This is a genomic window from Pseudomonas sp. ML2-2023-6 (assembly GCF_037055265.1).
Lineage (GTDB): Bacteria > Pseudomonadota > Gammaproteobacteria > Pseudomonadales > Pseudomonadaceae > Aquipseudomonas > Aquipseudomonas kulmbachensis.
The window spans coordinates 5,104,773-5,122,328 of sequence record NZ_CP146347.1 but is presented as its reverse complement, the minus strand read 5'-3'; the positions used below and the strand labels follow the sequence as shown (position 1 = coordinate 5,122,328).

Below are 17,556 nucleotides of genomic sequence, written 5' to 3'. Positions count from 1 at the left end.
TTCAGCCTCAGACTTCATCCAGCTCGGGCTGTTGCACAGCCGTCACCGCATCAGGTTTTACCTCGTCATGACGACGGATGTACTTCCAGTCGTCTTCATCGATGTAAATCCCGTTCGGTCCGCTGCCGCCCTCAAGGTCGATGGCCACATGGGCACAGACTTGCGGCTTCACACTGGCCAGAATCGGTACGAAGCCCAGTTGCAAACTGGTCTCCAGCAGCGCGGTCTGGTTTTTCTCGTCAATGTCCGCGGCTTCATCCAGGTAGTACGGCAAGCGGATACGCCCGGCCTGATCGCGGTCCATCAAGTGCAGCAACAAATACATGTTGGTCAGCGCCTTGATCGTCATGGTCGTACCGTTGGATGCGGCACCGTCAATATCGGTATGGATCACCGGCTGTCCATTGACCTTGGTGATCTCGAACGCGAGCTCGAAAAGGTCCTTGAGACCCAACTGGTTGTGATTCGCCGCCACCAGCCGCGCCAGATATTCCTTGGCCTCTTCGTTCTTGTTGTCCTGCTCGGCGCTCTGGCTGAGGTCGAACACGGACAGGGTTTCGCCTTCTTCGTACTGACCGGCGCTGTGGATAATCTGATCGATATGCTTGAGCGCCTCCTTGTTGGGCGCCAGTACGATGCGGAAGCTTTTGAGGTTGGAGACCTGACGCTTGTTGATCTCGCGGTTGAACAGCGCCAGTTGATGCTCGAGGCTGTCGTAGTCGCTGCGGATGTTGCGCAGCGTGCGGGCGATGTCGGTTACCGCTGCCCGACGTGCCTTGCCCAGTGTCAGGGCTTCTTCGGTACGGTGCGCGTAAGCGTTGATCAGCAACTGCAGGCGCCGCTCCATATCGTCTTCGCTGTCGAACTTGGCCACACCTTTGAGGCGCACCTGCGCATATAAGGCTTCGATCTGACCGTCGCAGCGCAACAGCCCTTGCCAGCTGTCCTGATAGTCGTTGAGCAATGGCAACAGGTTGTCCATCGAGTCGTCGACCGGGTCCATAAATGGCGTACCAAACGGCAAGTCAGCAGGCAGCAACTGACGACGACGCAAACTGTCATCCAGCGTGCGCTGCTTGGCTTCCATGTCACCGATCTGGCGACCTACCAGTTGCAGCTTGGCGGACAACTGTTGAACCCGTTCGGTGAAGGCATCGCTGGAGCGCTTCAACTCGTCTTGCGCTGCTTCGGCCTGGGCCAGTTGCTCGAGTTTTTCGCCCTCTTCGGCACTTAATGTCTGACTGCGGCGGAAGTCTTCCAGCGCCTTCTGCGCATCCAGCACTTGCTGATACAACGACTCGGCTTCGGTTTTGCTCGCGGCGCGATCCGAGGTCACGGCCTGTTGGGTTTTCAGCTGCTTGAGTTCTTTTTCAAGACGCTCTTTTTGCTCGCGCAATGCCGCACGGTCAGCCAGCGCCTGCAGGGCAGGGGGCTCGATATGGCTCAGATCAATGGACAGCCCTGGCGCTTCAAAACGCTCACCTTTAAAGCCATCGAGGATCAACTCCAGCGACTTGACCCAGGCATCGCTGTCATCCAGCGCAATCCCGTGCTCACCCAATGGCAGGCTGAACAGCGCGCTGTTGAACAAACGCATCAGGCGTTCCACGTCCTGCTGCGAAAACTCTTCGCGCAGACGGGCATAGCTGTTGTTGTCCGCGTGATCGAGTTGCTGCTTGACGGACTTCAGACGTTTTTCCAGGTCACGCAAGCGTTCGTCCAGATCCTCGGCACTGAACTGACGCGATTGCGCCAAGGCACCCGCCAGTTCGTCATGGGCGTCCTTGGCGCTAAGCAGTTGCTGTTCCAGCACCTTCACATCGTCAACCAGAGCGAAGCGATGCTTGAGTACCGACAATTCGCCGAGCCAGCGCTGAGTGCCAGCGATCTCCCGCTCCAGACGCATCAACTCCTGGGTGCTGCTGCGCTGATCGTTTTGCAATGAGTCCTGTTCGTTGCGGTAGTGCTCGGACTGGATCAGCAACTCTTCCTTGCGGGCCCCGGCGTAGTCCTGCCAGGTGCCGAGCAACGAGTCGAGCAGTGGCGACAAGCGATGCAGTTTGCCGCGCAGCAGGTCGCGTTGACGAACACCGGCCGCCAGCGACTCCACCAATGGCCCGGCGCCGACCAGTGCGTTGTAGTCCTGCTCCATGCGTCGTACGTCGCGGAAGGCTTCTTCACACGCGGCGATGTAATCAACGCTACCCGAACGCAGGCTGTGCTCAAACGCATCGAGAAACAGCTGCTTGAGTTTGGCGGCAGTGATTTCGCGCATATGCAGCAGGTTGATAAACAGGGCGCGGAAGGTCTTGAGGCTCTGCTCGCTGGTGGAACGCAGCGGGATCAGGGTCAGATCCAGCGGAATAGACGTATGCCCGCCGACCAGCAAACGGCGCAGTTCATCGGGCTTCAGTTCGTAGGCTTTGAGGCCGTTACGCTCAAGGTTGTTGAACAGCTCTTTCTGCCGCAGGCAGGTATCGTCTTTTTGGTAATGCGCCAGGTCCAGTTTGCCCGCGTACGCGAAAAACTGGTGACCGAATCCGCCGCCGGGGCCGCGTCCTACCACACCGATCACATGGGGACCGTGGGGCAGGGAGACTTCGACCAGGATGTAGCTGGTGTCTGAGGCAAAATAGAAGCGCCGCGATTGTTCGAGGCTGTACTTGCCGAAGCTCATGTCTGACATGCGTGCCAGAATCGGGAACTGTAAGGCGTTGATCGATGCCGACTTACCGAGGTTATTCGCCCCGTAGACCGACAGGGGATGTTCCAGCGGGAACAGCCCCAGGCTGTAACCGGCCGTGTTCAACAGGGCAAAGCGGCGAATGCCGTAGCGTTCCTGGCTCATGCGTCCATCTCCTGCTGTTCATCGGCAATGGCACGAGCCAATGCGGCTTCATCGTCGTCAATATCGTCATCGACCAGAACCGGTGTCGGCAAAGGCAAGATGCTGTGCAAGCTGGCTGCCAGATCGCGGTCTTGTTGCACCGACAGGCACACATCCAGAAAGCGGTGCATCGGTGGCAGGAAGCGGTAGATGCCAGGCTCTTCACTGGCAAAGCCGAGCTGCGTCATGCGGCGCATGATCTTTTCTTCCAGCTCTTCATGGGTGGTGACTTCGGCCTGCACAAACAGATCGCGGTATTTTTCCAGCAGCGCGGGTAGCTCGTCGCGCCCCAGGCTGCCACCGTCAAGCACGGCAATCGGGTCGCGGCCCTGATCGGCCAGATGCTCGACGATGATGAACGTGAACAGCGCCAGGCGTTGCGCAGTCTTGTTCACTTGCGCGGTGGCGGTGTCGGGCACGAAGTAATAAAAACCACGGGTATCACACACCAGCTCAAAGCCCAGTGCCTTGAACAGCGCGCGGTATTGATCCTGGAAATTCGACAGTTGTGCGTACAGCTCGGGATCGCGGCGGCTGACGTGATAGCCCTTGAACAGCTCACGAAAAATCGGTGCCAGCTGGGACAGTTCAGAAAGATCAAGATGCATTCAGAGGACTCGCAGAAGTCTGGGTCGCATCTTCGCTGTGGGAAAGCAGAGCGAAGGAGCGCAGGCTGACCAGATGTTCGTGGGTGTGGTAATCGCGGCGCTCAAGACGTTCGCGCACAAAGCGTTTTTCGCGGGACAGGCGCGAGAACCAGTACAACAGTTCGTCGGTGTCGCCATCCGGCTCTTGTGCCAGCAGCCAGGTCATCAAGTCCGGCATCGGCAGCGCGTCGCTGCAACGATCGAGCATTTCCTTGACGGTGCGCGGTGCCTTGGGTGTTTCGCCCCGGTGGACTTTATGCGCCTTGGGGAATTTCGTCGGTTTTGGCTCGAAGCGGGCCAGGGCGTAGACATAGGCTTCGACTTGGCTGGCGCTGCCCAAAAAGGTGCTTTGCGGGCGCGTGAACATCGGCATCGAAGCTTGCGGTACCGCGTCCAGCCCCTTGCGTCGGATGGCGGCCAGCGCCAGTGCCGCGCCACGGGTTACGGCGTTGTGCCGACGGGCCTCTTCACGCAGCGGCAGCAACAGCTCGCGGGCATGGCGCAGGGTCATCTGGGCGCTGGTTTGCATTTCGAGGATGCGCGCATGGGTGCGCAGCAGCATATCGTCGTCTACCAGATGGCCGAGCCGCTGTTGCTCGCTGAGCATGCGCAGCAGCACGACTTCAACTTTACGTACGCCCTGTTCGAAGGCACCGTCGGCGTTGACCAGCTGAATCATCGGTTCGACGTATTCGTCCCACGTCGCCAGGACTTCTGCATAACGCTGGCGCAGTGGTATTTGCCGATCACTGGTCTTGGCCCGCTCGGCCACGGCCACCAGCGCTTGTTCGTCGTTGGCCAGCTTCTTCAATACGTCACGTACACGCATATCGAGCAAACGCAGCTGGCGCGCCAGGTCATGACTGTCACGGATGTCGAACGCATCCTGGATATATCCGGCCAAACGCTCCAGATGGCGCAGGTAGGCTTCGATTTCCAGGCATAGGCCAAGACGGTGCTCGTGGCGCAGATAGGCCAGAAAGTCGTGAATTTGTGCGTTGAGCTCGAAACGGTTCGGGCTTTTTGCGACCGGCACCAGAATGTCCAGACGAATCCAGGCATCGAGCACGCTGGTGATGTCTTGTGGCGTGCTGTCTACCTGATGTGCGGCCAGTTGCAGACGCAATTCGTTCAGGCTCAGGGTGCCTTGGTCGAAGTGTTCACACAAAGGCTCAAGAAGTGCCCAGTGCTCGGCGAGGGCACGTAAAACGCGCTTGGGTTCGATCATGGGAGGGCCGGTCAATTGGCAATGAAAGGCCGCGATTGTACTGCAACGTGAGGTCGAGTCATCACTTGGCGGATCAACTGCGGGCGGGAAGGGCAGAAGGGCGGTAGAATCCCCCCTCTTTAGTTATCCACAGATGGCCGACCCTTGTTGAACGAGTCCCGCCGCCGCGCTTTTTTGACTGCCATGCAAGTGGTCAGTTGGTTGCCGCGCACTGAATTGCCGTTTGCCGCACCTTCGCGGCCAGAACTGCTGGTGCTTCCTGAACCGCCTGCAGAGCCTGAAATCATTCGGCCTGTGGTCAAGGCGGCGGCCGCACCGAGCAAGCCCGCAGAGCGCCCACGGATCGAAGTACCTCGGCCTTCGGTCACCCCGCGCCCTGCCAGCAAGGCAGTGGAGAAAGATCAATCGGCTCCCGTACCGGCCAAGGTTGTGCAGTTGCCACCGCCGCGTTTTGCCCTGCAATTGTTGCGCGCCGGGCGCTGCCTGGTGCTGGTGGAGTTACCCACAGGCAGTGCGTTCCAGAGTCGTGACCCAGCCTATTTATTGTTAAAGGATATGTTGCGCGCTGCGGGTCTGCCCGATAGCCCGCAAATCATTGGCGAGCCGGTGCGTTGGCCGCTCCTCAGGCGCGGCAATGTTGATCAAGGGCCTGACGCTGCGCGTGAGTTTGTGCAGGGTTTTCTCATGGCCCGCCTGGAAGAGGCCGAATGTGCCTGCTTGTGGCTGGTGGGGCTGCCAGCGGTGCGGTTTGCCGGTGAGGTCGATGCCGAATCGTTCAACCGTGAACTCGAAATCGAAGGACTGGGCTGCGCATGGGCGTTGCCGGGTCTGGAACTATTAATGGATGAGCCACAACGCAAAGCGGATGTGTGGCAAGCCATGCGCAGGCTTTTGGCGCGCTGGAAACAAAACGATGAGTGATGCTGTAACTTTTCGCCCGATGACCGAGGCGGACCTTGAAGCGGTATTGAAAGTTGAATACGCCGCCTTCAGCCACCCGTGGACACGCGGTATTTTTCTCGATGGCCTGGGTAAATATCATATCTGGCTGATGTTTGAAGGTGAGCAGCAAGTTGGCCACGGTGTGGTGCAAATCATCCTCGATGAAGCGCATTTGCTGAACATTACCGTTAAACCCGAGAGTCAGGGGCGTGGCTTGGGGCTCAAGTTGCTTGAACAGCTGATGTCGATTGCCTACAAGCATGAGGCCCGCGAGTGCTTCCTCGAACTGCGCGACAGCAACACGGCTGCGTTCAAGTTGTATGAGCGCTATGGCTTCAACGAAATCGGCCGCCGCCGTGATTACTACCCGGCAGTGGGTGGTCGTGAAGATGCAGTGGTAATGGCCTGTACGCTGGTCGACTAACTGCAACAAGCCATTTGTGGGAGCTGGCTTTCGACCCGGTATGTCTGAATCACCGCGTCGATAGCATCGCGAGCAAGCCCGCTCCCACAGTGTTTGGTGCGGCAATGAGAGTGTGTTCCCGCATGCGTTTCAATGCTTGCGACCCACTGGATCAATTTCCGCCAGTTCTGCTTCATCCAGCCCTTTGCCAGCGCCTATTTCGTCTTCGTCAACCAGGCTCAAATCCCAGTCAGCGGCAGCATTCGGGCTCTGGGCGGCTTCCTTGGCATCGCGGGCACCGTCTTCGCGGATGAGCATCTCCTGCTCCAGGTCGTCGTCATTGAGGCCCAACTCCAGCTCATCATTGAGCACCGCCCTGTGCTTGACTCTTTCATCGTCGATAAACAAATCGCTGATGGGCTCGTAAGTGTCGTCATCATCAAAATTCAGTGGCTCAACCGAGCCCATGGCATCCTCGATATCGTCTATCGGTGCGGGTTGCGGTGCCCCGTAAGGGCGACGTGAATCATTCATGGCAATTCCTCATACTGTAGGGCCTTAATACGATGACTGTAGTCATTGTTGAAGATTCCACCCGGCTGACCGCCGGAATGACATGTATCAACGTGACCCCGACCGCTGGTCGGCTGTCATAACAGCGCATCAACTCTTGAGGCTTCACAGCATGAACGAACTACAAGATCTGATTGATAACAACGAGCGCTGGGCCGATGCGATCAAACAGGAAGATCCTGACTTTTTTGCCAAGCTGGCTCGCCAGCAAACGCCGGAATACCTATGGATTGGTTGTTCGGATGCACGCGTACCGGCCAACGAAATTGTCGGCATGCTACCCGGCGATCTGTTTGTGCACCGCAACGTGGCCAATGTCGTGCTGCACACTGACCTCAATTGCCTGTCGGTGATTCAGTACGCGGTCGATGTGTTGAAGGTCAAACATATATTGGTAACGGGCCACTATGGCTGTGGCGGCGTGCGTGCGTCCATGAAGGACCAGCAACTGGGCCTGATCGATGGCTGGCTGCGTTCCATTCGCGATCTGTATTACGAGAATCGTGAAGCGCTGGCGCTGTTGCCGACCGAGGAAGAGCGCGTCGACCGTTTGTGTGAGCTGAACGTTATTCAGCAGGTGGCGAACGTTGGCCACACCAACATCGTGCAGAATGCCTGGCATCGCGGGCAGAAGCTGTCGGTTCACGGCTGCATTTACGGGATCAAGGACGGTCGCTGGAAGAGCCTGAACACCACCATCAGCGGGCTGGACCAATTGCCTCCGCAGTATCGCCTGCGGCCGGTGGGCTCGATCTGAGGTTGCATGCATAACCCGCTCCCACATTTGGTTGCGGGTTCGCTTACGGCATCACTGGCGGCGTATACGTCAGGGTAGTCCCCAGCGCCCACAGCAAAAACAGCACCAGCGGTGTGTGCACCAGTAATTGCACAAACGAAAAGCCGATCAAGTCTCGCGCCTTCAACCCCAGCACGCCCAGCAGCGGCAGCATGTAAAACGGATTGATCAGGTTCGGCAGCGCTTCAGCGGCGTTGTAAATCTGCACAGACCAACCCAGGTGGTAGCCCAGATCATTGGCCACTTGCATCACATAGGGCGCTTCGATAATCCACTTGCCGCCGCCCGACGGAATGAAAAAGCCCAAAATTGCCGAATACACGCCCATCAATAACGCATAGGTGTCGTGGGATGCGATTTGCACGAAAAACGTCGAGATGTGATGGGCAAGGGTTTGCCCGTCAGTACCTTTGACCACCGTCATCAGCGCTGCAATCGAGCCGTACAGCGGGAACTGAATCATCACCCCGGTGGTGGTGGGCACGGCGCTGGCCACAGCATTCAGAAAACTGCGCGGGCGCCAGTGCAACAGAGCACCGAGCATCAGGAACAGAAAGTTATAGGTGTTAAGCCCCGAGATGGCGCTGATCGCCGGTTTGGTCGAGAACTCGTGAAACAACCAGCCGGCCGCCAGGAGCACCAGCAAAATGGTCAGCAGCGGGCTGTATTCCAGCCATTCACCGGGCCGTGTGCGTGGCGGCAGTTCTGGCGTGCTGAAGCTCGGATCGATACCACAGGCTGCGGCGTCACGAGCGGATTCAGGGCCAGGCGCAGTCGCGTAGGCAACGATCAGTGATACCACCACCAGGGCTGCCAGCAACACACCGGACTGCCAGAGAAAGATGGTTTCGGTGAAGGGGATAACCCCGGTGATTGCCAGAATCGACGGCGGCAGGCTGGCCGGGTTGGCCTGCAACTGCGCGGCAGAAGACGACAGCCCCAATGCCCACACTGCGCCAAGCCCCAAGTACGCCGCAGCGCCGGCGGCGCGATAGTCCATGCGCAGGTTGGTGCGACGGGCCAGCGCCCGCACCAGCAACCCGCCAAATACCAGCGACAGCCCCCAGTTGAGCAGGGATGCGACCATCGAAATCAACGCCACCCAGCACACAGCCTGGCGTCCGTTCTTCGGCACTTGTGCCAGTTTGTCGATCAGTTTGACCGCAGGCGGTGAACTGGCGACCACGTAGCCGCCAATTACCACGAAGGCCATTTGCATGGTGAACGGGATCAGGCTCCAGAAACCATCGCCGAACGCCTTCGCGGCATCGGTGGGTTTGGCCCCCATAAACATCGTGGCCAGTGCAACGGTGATCACCGCAACAGCAGCGAACACCCAGGAGTCAGGAAACCAGCGCTCGGCCCAGTTCGAGCAGCGCAGGGCAAAGCGGGCAGAGCGGCTGTCTGTAATCTCAGCGGCCATGGGGCATACCTCATTGTTCTTATGATTATTGTGTTGTTTGCACCCGGCCTTTCAGGGATGAAAAGCCGGTGCAACCACAGGGAGAGCACATTAAATCAATCGAGGGTTTTTGCCGATGGATTAATACAAAACGGGCTTCGCAACAAAAATAACCCTCGCTGTCCGAAAAGGCGCTGCTGAGGGGTAAACTCTTTCCTTTCCCAAAGGAGTTTCTATGAGTCTCTACCAGCCAGGCATTCTTGCCAAACCCGTGCCGTCACAGGCGCGCTACATGTTTTTCGCCCTCAAGTCTGTAGAAGCACTGCCGGCTGCGCTCGACGTTTTGTCGCAGTGGGTGGACGGCAAAAGCGTAGTAGCGGGCTTTGGGTCGCCGCTGGTGTTGGCATTGGGCGTAAAAATTCCAGGGCTGCGAGTGTTCCCGGCTCTCAATGCAATGGTTGAAAACCCGTCGACCCAGCACGCGCTGTGGTTGTGGTTGCTGGGTGATGACCGCGGCGAGTTGCTGCACCGCAGTCAGGCCATCGAAGCGGCGCTGGCGCCTGCTTTGAGCTTGCTGCAAGTGACTGAAGGCTTTCGCTACAACACCGATCGTGACTTGACCGGCTATGAAGACGGTACTGAAAACCCGGTGGATGAAGCGGCGGTCGATGCGGCTATCGTTGCTAACGCCGGTGCAGGGCTGGATGGAGGCTGTTTTGTTGCCGTGCAGCAGTGGCAGCATGACCTGAACGGTTTTGCTGCTCGCCCGCAAACCGAGCAAGACAACCTGATTGGTCGTCGCAAGAGCGATAACGAAGAGCTTGAAGACGCGCCGGCCTCGGCCCACGTCAAGCGCACTGCTCAAGAGAGTTTCTCGCCTGAAGCCTTTACCGTGCGTCGCTCCATGCCGTGGACAGAAAATGGCAAGGCCGGGCTGATGTTTGTGTCCTTTAGCCGGACCTTGAACGCGTTTGAAGTCCAGTTGCGTCGCATGAGCGGCATGGAAGATGGCATCGTTGATGGTCTGTACAGCTTTAGCCGGCCCTTGAATGGTGGCTATTACTGGTGCCCGCCGATGAAGGATGGGCGGATGGACTTGAGCGCGGTTCGCCCGGCTTAAACTTCAGGTTTAATCAAGCGTGCTTACAGCTGAACCGGTTTTTTAAGGTTTGTCTGATGTTTCAAAAACTGCCAGCTCAATAGGCTGGCAGCATGAAGTTAAAACATTTTTTCCGTCCCCAGGATGCCTCGTTCTCGACCTCAATCGCAGCGCGTACTTTGCTGCGTTCGTTTTTTGTCGCCTTGTTACTGTCGTTGTTAGGCGGGCTGTATGTGTATATCAACTCCAGTTTCGACCGGGAGATCTCCCAGCGCCGGGGTTATATGAGCGGGGCGATACTCGAAGCCCAGCGCTTTTTCACCGGCCATGAAATGCTCCTCAAAAACCTCAGCCTGGCGGCGGTGCGTAACAAGCCCGTCTCACCAGCTGCGCCCATGGAACTGGCGGATGAGGTTGAAATGACACTGGGCGAAGGTATGCATTCCTGGAGCCTGTGGCAGACCCGTCGTGAACTTGAGTATCTACGCGAAGAGAACATCAATCTGCTGTACGTAAAGGCCGGCTCTGATGCGCAGGCAGTGCGCCTGACCCGATACACGCTGCAGCCAATACCCGTCGACCAGAATGTATTGCGTCAGCTAAAAGAGCTGGAAAAAACGCCGATGCCCGTTAAGGGCGAGTATTGGTTTAACGCCACGCCTAACTTCGTCATTGCTGACAGCCCGGTTTTGTACCTGTTCACCTTGCTCGATCAGCGTGACCCTCATTCAGGGTGGTTGGGCCTGGAAATTGAGGGGGCCGAAATTTCGACGGCCATGGACCGCAAGCACGCAGGTGACTTTGTGGTGATTAATGCTCAGGGCGAAGAGATATTTGCCAGTGCCTTGAATCCAGGCCTGACACAAGCGCTGCAAGGCTTTGGCGGTGATCGTCAATTTGGTTTTACGGGCGACGGGTTATGGCCCGACTACCTGATCATGCGTAACCAACTGGGCTATGCGGACCTGCAAGTGGTGTACTCGATGGAGTTCGGTCACTTGTTAACGTCTCTGCGTGAGCCGTTGCTTATTGCCCTTTTAATTGGTTTTGGCAGTGCATTGGGGTTGGGGTTGCTGGTGCAACGTATCGAACGCCAACTGATTAACCCCGCGATATATCGAAAACAGGCGCTGATCGAGAGCGAAGCATTTAGTCGTACAGTTATTCAGACGGCACCCGTTGCGTTGTGTGTGTTGCGAAGGGCCACTGGCGCGGTGGTTTTGGAAAATACTCTGGCCCAACAGTGGTTGGGACATGGCCGTGAGCGTGATCAGTTATGCCATGACTGGATTGACCGAGCGTATGACAGCAGCGAAAGAAACCGTTTCGATGAGTTCTCGGTTGCTGGACGCCATCTGCATATCAGGTTTGTAGCCACACGTTATAAAGGTGAGGACGTGCTCCTCTGCGCATTTAGTGACATCAGCGCACACAAGGATGTCGAGATCGCCCTGGAGCAGGCCAAGCGTGTGGCGGACAAGGCCAATGATGCCAAAACGCAGTTTCTGGCAACCATGAGCCACGAGATTCGCACACCGTTGTATGGCGCCTTGGGCACCCTTGAACTATTAGCGCGCACCCAGTTAACCCCCCGTCAGCAAGAATATGTGCAGGCTATTCAAAGTTCGTCTTCTACGCTGCTGCAACTGATCTGTGATGTGCTGGATGTATCGAAGATAGAGGCAGGGCAACTGGCGCTGGAGGTGAGCGAGTTTGCCCCTCTGGATTTGATCCAGGAAGTGGTCAGCGGGTACTCGGCTGCAGCGCAAAGCAAGGGCTTGCAGCTATATGCGCATATCGATCCGCAGTTACCGGAACAGTTGCTCGGCGATGCACCCAGGATTCGCCAGATTTTGAATAATTTGCTGAGTAATGCCGTCAAGTTCACCGATAGCGGGCAGATTGTGGTGCGAGTGACGGTGGATAGCCGCAGCGATGAGCGAGTGACGGTGTCCTGGCAAGTGACTGACACGGGGCAGGGGATCGCGCAGGAAGATCAACCCTTCTTGTTCGACCCTTTTTACCAGGCCGGTTCCCGGGCCAATGTGATCAGTGGCACGGGCTTGGGTCTGTCGATTTGCCAGCGCTTGATGTACTTGATGAGCGGCACCATGAGTGTCGTCAGCGAGCCGGGCTTGGGTAGCAGCTTTACTCTCGCACTGCCTCTGGAACAGTGCCGAGCTCCGAAACTGGACGACTCAGTCAAGTTGTTACCTGAAAAAGTATTCGTCCGGTCCTCCATACCGAAACTGGCCGAAAACATTTGCGGCTGGCTGCGACGCTGGGGTGCCAGGGCACAAGTGCTGCGTCCCGGGATGGACATTCATGACAGCAATGCTGTGCTGGTCGAGTTGTATCCCGGCGAATACGAACGCAGCCCTGAGGTGCAATGGCCCGGCCCGGTAGTGATTGCGTGCGGCAATAGGTGTTTTGCACCTGGCGAACGCGAGGGCGCGCAATGGCACGTCAAATTGAGTGATTTGCACGACCTGCGCCGTGCCGTCAGTCAGGCTCAGGGTCTCAACCCCTACGCCCGGCCATTTGAGCCGGGTTCCAGCGTTTATAAACCGCTGGGGCTGCATGTTCTGGTCGCTGAAGACAACGCCATCAGCCGGTTGATTCTCAAGGAACAGCTCGAAGAGTTGGGGTGTACGGTGGTGATGGCATCCGATGGTTTGGAGGCGCTGGAGCTATGGAAGCACGCGACCTTCGACAGGGTTCTGACTGACGTGAACATGCCGCGCATGAACGGCTACGAATTGACGACTCAACTGCGAAATTTCGATAACCAGGTGCCCATCATTGGCGCTACGGCCAATGCCCAGCAGGAAGAGCGTGCGAGGTGTTTGGCGGTGGGCATGGACGAGTGCCTGGTAAAACCCTTTGGCCTCAGCGCCTTGTTCATCTGCCTTGAGCAAACAGAGAGAGTGTCTAATGTCCTATAGCGTTCTGATCGTCGAGGACCATCCTTTCCAGCATCAATACCTGCTCAACTTGTTCCACGACCTGGGCAATATTCGTGTCGAAGCCGCCAGAGATGGCAAGGAAGCGTTTGATTGGTTGCAAAAGCAGTCCTTTGATCTGGTACTCACCGATTTGCTGATGCCGGGCATGGACGGCGTGCAACTGATACAACGGCTATCGGCGCTGCCTTGCAAACCGGCTTTGGCGATCATGAGCGCTGCCTCGCGACGCATGATCGTGAGTGCCAGTCTGGTGGCGCAAAGTATGGGGGTTGATGTGATCGGGCAGTTATCGAAACCGGTCAACCCAGCGGCTGTTCGAACCCTGATGTGCAACCTGGACAAACTGATCAAAAGTGACAAGTCACCCGCGAATGTGCCTTTGACACTGACCCGTGAAACGTTGCACGAGGCCATGCAGAGCGGTGCGTTACAGGCCTGGTTCCAGCCCAAGAAGTCCTTGCACGATGGGCTGATTGTCGCTGCGGAAGCCTTGGCACGGTGGGAACATCCTGAGTTGGGGTTGTTGATGCCTGCCGATTTTCTACCGTCACTGGTCAGGTTGGGGCTGGAGAAAGAACTGCTGTTGCTGTTCATCAAGCAAACCATTGCCGCCCAAGCCAATTGGGCCCGTCAAGGGTATGACATACCGGTATCGATCAATCTGCCTACGCACTTGCTCGATGACGATGACCTGGCCGACGAACTGCACGATTACGTGCGTACCCAGGGCGGTATTACTGCCAAGTTGGGCTTTGAGTTGATGGAATGCTCCACCACTCAGGACATCAGCAAATATTACGCAGGGGCATGTCGTTTACGCATGAAGGGCTTTGGTCTGGCACAGGACGATTTTGGCCAAGGCTTCAGCTCGTATTTCAATCTGGTCTCTACGCCGTTCACTGAGCTCAAGATTGATCGGGCGCTGGTGCATGGTTGTGTTGAAAACGAAAACCTCGCCTCTGCGCTGGCCAGTATCGTCGCGCTGGGGCGCCAGCTGGGTTTGGAGGTCGTGGCAGAAGGGGTCGAAAGTCAGGAGGAGCTGGCGCTGCTGCGCAAGCTCAACTGTGATCGTGTACAGGGGTTTCTGATCTCTCGTGCCGTATCATCGGGCCGCTTTGGGCATCTGTTACATGAGGATTCGCCCCCGCGTCTTTATTGAGGCACTTCGTCACCCCGCGTGGGCAGCGCACTTACGGCATGCGTGATCAGTACTTGACTCATCGCGGGTATATTCACGCCAACAGTAATTGAAGTCACTTACTTGGCCCCTCCCTTGCTCGTCTAAGCTTTGAGCCTGAGTTCAAGTCTGTCCCCGCGAAATACAGGAAGTAACATGACCTCTGACAATGCCTCACTGGGCAAACTCGCCTTGAGCTCCATGCGATTGAACCGTGGCGTCCTGATTTTGATCGGAGTTGCGGTGCTGTTAGTGGGCACTTGTGTATGGGCCCTACAGCGTTTGGTCGAAGTTGAAGTGGAAAAGATTGAGTATCACTTCGCGCGGTTAGTGGAGAGTCTCAATGAAAACCACTCGTTTTTGACCAATATTAATAGCGCAGTCAGGGATGCCCCGGATGTCCTGACCGCGAACATCATGCCCTTGCAAAGCAAGCAGGTGTTCGAGAGCAACGGGGTGAATATATTTGAAGGCAAGGAGTTTTCGTTTTCGACGCCTTTTAATCTGACGCAAAGCACTTCGTCCAGCCCCGTTGTCACGAATCAGTCGGCATTTTCGCTGGGTATGCACTTAGCCAATTTCTATAGCGGTTTTTGGTCGGGGTCGGTGTACCCCGCCCCGCAGTTGTTTCTTTTACCTTCCAATAATGCATTCACCTTGGCGGTACCAGCGATTGGCGCTCGCCGTGGGCACGTGGCAATTTTGAGTCTGGATGAATTTTTGGAGACCAGTCAGCAGTTGTCGTTGCTGTTCAAGGAACGCAAGGCTTCGCTCCCGGAGGGGCAGGTGCGCTGGGTCAATACCAACAGTGTCAGCGAAGGCAACCCTATGGTGTTTGCCGTTATCAAAATCAATCTGCCGCCCAAGTTTCTAGAGGTCATGGGCAATGATCGTGAAGTGTTGCTCGCGGCATTGATCAACATTCGGCGTTTGACCAACATCCCGACGAGCATTGCCACCCCCGCCTTTTATGACCTCACACTGATTGCGCCCTCGGGGGCGGTGCTGGTCGGGCGCTTGAGTGGCACCCACAACAGCCCCGACGGTATGCGCTTCAATGCCCAAGGCTTGGAAATCAAGGTTTCCAACACGCAAGGGGAACATTGGTCAGCAGTGTACCGAATCAGTTATGAGAGCTTTTTTCGCTATGCCAAATGGACGTTATTGAGCATTTTGGGCATAGCGTTGTTTTCTATCTATGTGGGTTGGCTGGTCAATCGCTGGTATCGATTGCGTGTTGTTCGGCCAGCGGAGCGAGCGCACCGGCGAGTGATCGAAAGTGAGATTTTCAGCCGTGCGGTGATCGACACTGCTCCCACCGGTTTGTGCGTGGTGCGCCAGTCGGACAATCATATGTTACTGGCCAACAAGCGTGCGCAAGCCTGGCTGGGTAACTCGCAGTACATCTCTCGGCTAATTCACGAACAACAAGCCGACATGGGAGAGGCCTGTGTCAAGGTGGGTGAGCGCTACTTGCATGTCAGCTTCAGCAGTACGCGTTATCAAGAGCAGGATGTCATTGTATGTGCCTTCAGTGATGTCACCGGGCACAAGGATGATGCCGCCGCCTTGACCCTGGCTAAACACCAGGCGGAAGAGTCCAGCCACGCCAAGACCACATTCCTTGCGACCATGAGCCACGAAATACGCACCCCACTGTATGGCGTGCTGGGCACTCTGGAGCTGCTGGAACTGACGGATCTGGATACTCGGCAACGCATCTATCTGAACACCATTTCGCGCTCGTCTTCGATCTTGTTGCAGTTGATCAGTGACATTCTGGATGTATCCAAGATTGAGTCCGGACAAATGGCGCTCGAACCGGAGCGTTTTTGTCCGCTGGACATGGTTGAGGAAGTGGTAGACGCCTACGCCGCGGCAGCTGAAAGCAAAGGGTTGCAGATTTACGCCTGCGTTGATGCGGATGTGCCGGATCAGTTGGAGGGCGACCAGTCTCGACTGCGGCAAATTCTCAATAATCTGTTCAATAATGCGGTCAAGTTTACCGACTACGGTCGCGTCGTCTTGCGCTTGAAAGTGTTGAGTCGGGAAGCGGACAAGGTGACGTTGCAGTGGCAAGTCACTGATACCGGTGTGGGTATTTCGCAGCCGCAGCAGGAGCGTCTGTTTGAGCCGTTTTATCAGGTTTTTAACGGTCATGCTTCAGGCGGCACCGGCTTGGGCCTGTCGATTTGCAAGCGCTTGAGTGAGTTGATGGGCGGGCAATTGAGGGTTGTCAGTGAACCCGGCCTGGGGAGCAGTTTCAGCCTGATATTGAGCGTGCCAATACTCGAGGGCGCATTACCGGGCGCCAGCGACCTGCAACTGCGTCCTGCGCCGGTTTATGTTCGTGCGCCTGTCAACGAGCTGGCGGAAGCCGTTTGTGCCTGGCTCAACCGTTGGGGCGCCCATGCACTGGTAGCGTCGCCGGGGGCACTCAATACAGTAACTGGATCGGTGCTGGTAGATCTGCTGCCAGGGCGCAGTGCGCCACTGGAGTGGCCAGGGCCACGGGTGTTGGGCATCTCTGGCGCGGGGCAACCCGAGCATACAGTTGAGGGGTGGAAAGTCAGCGTGCACATGGTTCGCGGAATTGGTCGCGCCGTGCTGTTGGCTCAGCAAGGACGAATCACTCGCGAGATCGGGAAAGCACCGGCTGTTCGTGAAAAGCTGGCGTTACGGGTATTGGTTGCTGAGGACAACCCGATCAACCAGGCCATTCTCAAAGAACAGCTTGAAGAGCTCGGTTGTCGTGTGGTGCTGGCGTCTCACGGTCAGGAGGCGTTAAGCCTGTGGTCGCCTGACGCATTTGATGTGGTGATGACTGACGTCAACATGCCGATCATGAACGGCTATGAACTGGCCAATGCCATTCGCCAGCAAGATACCCGGGTTCCCATTATCGGTGTGACTGCCAACGCGATGCGCGAGGAGGCCGAGCGTTGCATTGCCGTGGGTATGAACGCTCGAATGGTCAAACCCATGACCTTGCAGAAAATATGGACTGAATTGGTCGAGGTTTGTGACGTTGATCTATGCGGAGTTGCGCAAGAGCTGTCAGAAACAGGGCAGGGCTGCGCAGATGATCTTGCGCAACAGCCGATTGTGGTCAGCGCCAGAATGCGCGATCTCTTTATCAACACCATGAGCGCGGATATCCAGACGGCGATTGACGCCTTGGTCAGCCATGACATCGATGCCCTGAAAGCTCGTTTGCATTGTATTCGTGGGGCTCTGGCAGTTGTTCAGGCGCATGATCTGGCCAGCGGCTGCGGTGAACTTGAGCAGCGACTTGAGAATCATGTATTGGATGCACCTTTGCTGGTTCAGATTGAAGCATTGCTGGCACGTGTTCGTCGCGCAGTAGCGGCGATCTGAAATTTTTCTCCAACACCACCGATTGAGCGTCTCTTCGCGTGATCGTTCTTTTGACAGG

Annotated in this window: 12 protein-coding genes; 7 read left to right on the top strand and 5 right to left on the bottom strand. The window is 56.8% G+C overall.

Annotated features, from left to right (window positions below; translation table 11 throughout):
• Positions 1 to 7: 7 nt before the first annotated feature.
• The 3 genes from mksF to mksB are packed head-to-tail and all read right to left on the bottom strand — an operon-like array spanning position 8 to position 4,762.
• Positions 8 to 2,848 carry an Mks condensin complex protein MksF gene (gene mksF, locus V6L79_RS23805; RefSeq protein WP_321837480.1) on the bottom strand — a complete coding sequence of 947 codons (2,841 nt, stop codon included), beginning with the start codon at positions 2,846 to 2,848 and terminating at the stop codon, positions 8 to 10.
• Positions 2,845 to 3,495, bottom strand: coding sequence for an Mks condensin complex protein MksE (gene mksE, locus V6L79_RS23800; protein ID WP_321834551.1), 651 nt, complete (start codon positions 3,493 to 3,495; stop codon positions 2,845 to 2,847). Before mksE ends, mksF begins: the two co-directional genes overlap by 4 nt.
• On the bottom strand, positions 3,485 to 4,762 hold the full coding sequence (gene mksB / locus V6L79_RS23795; RefSeq protein WP_261739696.1) for an Mks condensin complex protein MksB: 1,278 nt from the start codon (positions 4,760 to 4,762) through the stop codon (positions 3,485 to 3,487). Before mksB ends, mksE begins: the two co-directional genes overlap by 11 nt.
• Positions 4,763 to 4,906: 144 nt before the next feature.
• Here mksB and V6L79_RS23790 point away from each other — a divergent pair, with 144 nt between their 5' ends.
• Positions 4,907 to 5,683 (top strand): energy transducer TonB, encoded by a 777-nt coding sequence (locus tag V6L79_RS23790; RefSeq protein ID WP_321834549.1) that lies wholly within the window; start codon positions 4,907 to 4,909, stop codon positions 5,681 to 5,683.
• Positions 5,676 to 6,128 carry a ribosomal protein S18-alanine N-acetyltransferase gene (rimI, locus tag V6L79_RS23785; protein ID WP_338579584.1) on the top strand — a complete coding sequence of 151 codons (453 nt, stop codon included), beginning with the start codon at positions 5,676 to 5,678 and terminating at the stop codon, positions 6,126 to 6,128. Before V6L79_RS23790 ends, rimI begins: the two co-directional genes overlap by 8 nt.
• Before the next feature lie 129 nt (positions 6,129 to 6,257).
• Here rimI and V6L79_RS23780 read toward each other — a convergent pair whose 3' ends face one another.
• A complete protein-coding gene (locus tag V6L79_RS23780; protein ID WP_261739693.1) occupies positions 6,258 to 6,641 on the bottom strand; it encodes a serine kinase/phosphatase in 384 nt (127 codons plus the stop codon).
• 151 nt (positions 6,642 to 6,792) lie between these two features.
• Here V6L79_RS23780 and can point away from each other — a divergent pair, with 151 nt between their 5' ends.
• Complete coding sequence (can, locus tag V6L79_RS23775; protein WP_261739692.1) at positions 6,793 to 7,437, top strand: carbonate dehydratase; 645 nt, start codon at positions 6,793 to 6,795, stop codon at positions 7,435 to 7,437.
• 43 nt (positions 7,438 to 7,480) lie between these two features.
• On the opposite strand, the gene V6L79_RS23770 is transcribed toward can, so the two are convergent.
• On the bottom strand, positions 7,481 to 8,899 hold the full coding sequence (locus V6L79_RS23770; protein ID WP_321834544.1) for a TIGR00366 family protein: 1,419 nt from the start codon (positions 8,897 to 8,899) through the stop codon (positions 7,481 to 7,483).
• Between the two features lie 214 nt (positions 8,900 to 9,113).
• Between V6L79_RS23770 and V6L79_RS23765 the strand changes: the two genes are divergently transcribed.
• The 4 genes from V6L79_RS23765 (at position 9,114) to V6L79_RS23750 (ending at position 17,498) form a co-directional block, all read left to right on the top strand.
• Positions 9,114 to 9,998 (top strand): Dyp-type peroxidase, encoded by an 885-nt coding sequence (locus V6L79_RS23765; RefSeq protein ID WP_261739690.1) that lies wholly within the window; start codon positions 9,114 to 9,116, stop codon positions 9,996 to 9,998.
• Between the two features lie 92 nt (positions 9,999 to 10,090).
• Positions 10,091 to 12,922, top strand: a complete 2,832-nt coding sequence (locus tag V6L79_RS23760) for an ATP-binding protein (protein ID WP_261739689.1) — start codon at positions 10,091 to 10,093, stop codon at positions 12,920 to 12,922.
• Positions 12,912 to 14,102, top strand: coding sequence for an EAL domain-containing protein (locus V6L79_RS23755; RefSeq protein ID WP_261739688.1), 1,191 nt, complete (start codon positions 12,912 to 12,914; stop codon positions 14,100 to 14,102). The genes V6L79_RS23760 and V6L79_RS23755 overlap by 11 nt, the downstream gene beginning before the upstream one ends.
• Before the next feature lie 174 nt (positions 14,103 to 14,276).
• A complete protein-coding gene (locus V6L79_RS23750) occupies positions 14,277 to 17,498 on the top strand; it encodes an ATP-binding protein (protein ID WP_338579583.1) in 3,222 nt (1,073 codons plus the stop codon).
• Positions 17,499 to 17,556: the final 58 nt, after the last annotated feature.

Coding starts and splice junctions, on each gene's coding strand:
- rimI (WP_338579584.1), top strand. CDS start 5,676: ATGAGTGATGCTGTAACTTTTCGCCCGATGACCGAGGCGGACCTTGAA.
- V6L79_RS23780 (WP_261739693.1), bottom strand. CDS start 6,641: ATGAATGATTCACGTCGCCCTTACGGGGCACCGCAACCCGCACCGATA.
- can (WP_261739692.1), top strand. CDS start 6,793: ATGAACGAACTACAAGATCTGATTGATAACAACGAGCGCTGGGCCGAT.
- V6L79_RS23770 (WP_321834544.1), bottom strand. CDS start 8,899: ATGGCCGCTGAGATTACAGACAGCCGCTCTGCCCGCTTTGCCCTGCGC.
- V6L79_RS23765 (WP_261739690.1), top strand. CDS start 9,114: ATGAGTCTCTACCAGCCAGGCATTCTTGCCAAACCCGTGCCGTCACAG.
- mksE (WP_321834551.1), bottom strand. CDS start 3,495: ATGCATCTTGATCTTTCTGAACTGTCCCAGCTGGCACCGATTTTTCGT.
- V6L79_RS23750 (WP_338579583.1), top strand. CDS start 14,277: ATGACCTCTGACAATGCCTCACTGGGCAAACTCGCCTTGAGCTCCATG.
- mksB (WP_261739696.1), bottom strand. CDS start 4,762: ATGATCGAACCCAAGCGCGTTTTACGTGCCCTCGCCGAGCACTGGGCA.
- V6L79_RS23760 (WP_261739689.1), top strand. CDS start 10,091: ATGAAGTTAAAACATTTTTTCCGTCCCCAGGATGCCTCGTTCTCGACC.
- V6L79_RS23755 (WP_261739688.1), top strand. CDS start 12,912: ATGTCCTATAGCGTTCTGATCGTCGAGGACCATCCTTTCCAGCATCAA.
- mksF (WP_321837480.1), bottom strand. CDS start 2,848: ATGAGCCAGGAACGCTACGGCATTCGCCGCTTTGCCCTGTTGAACACG.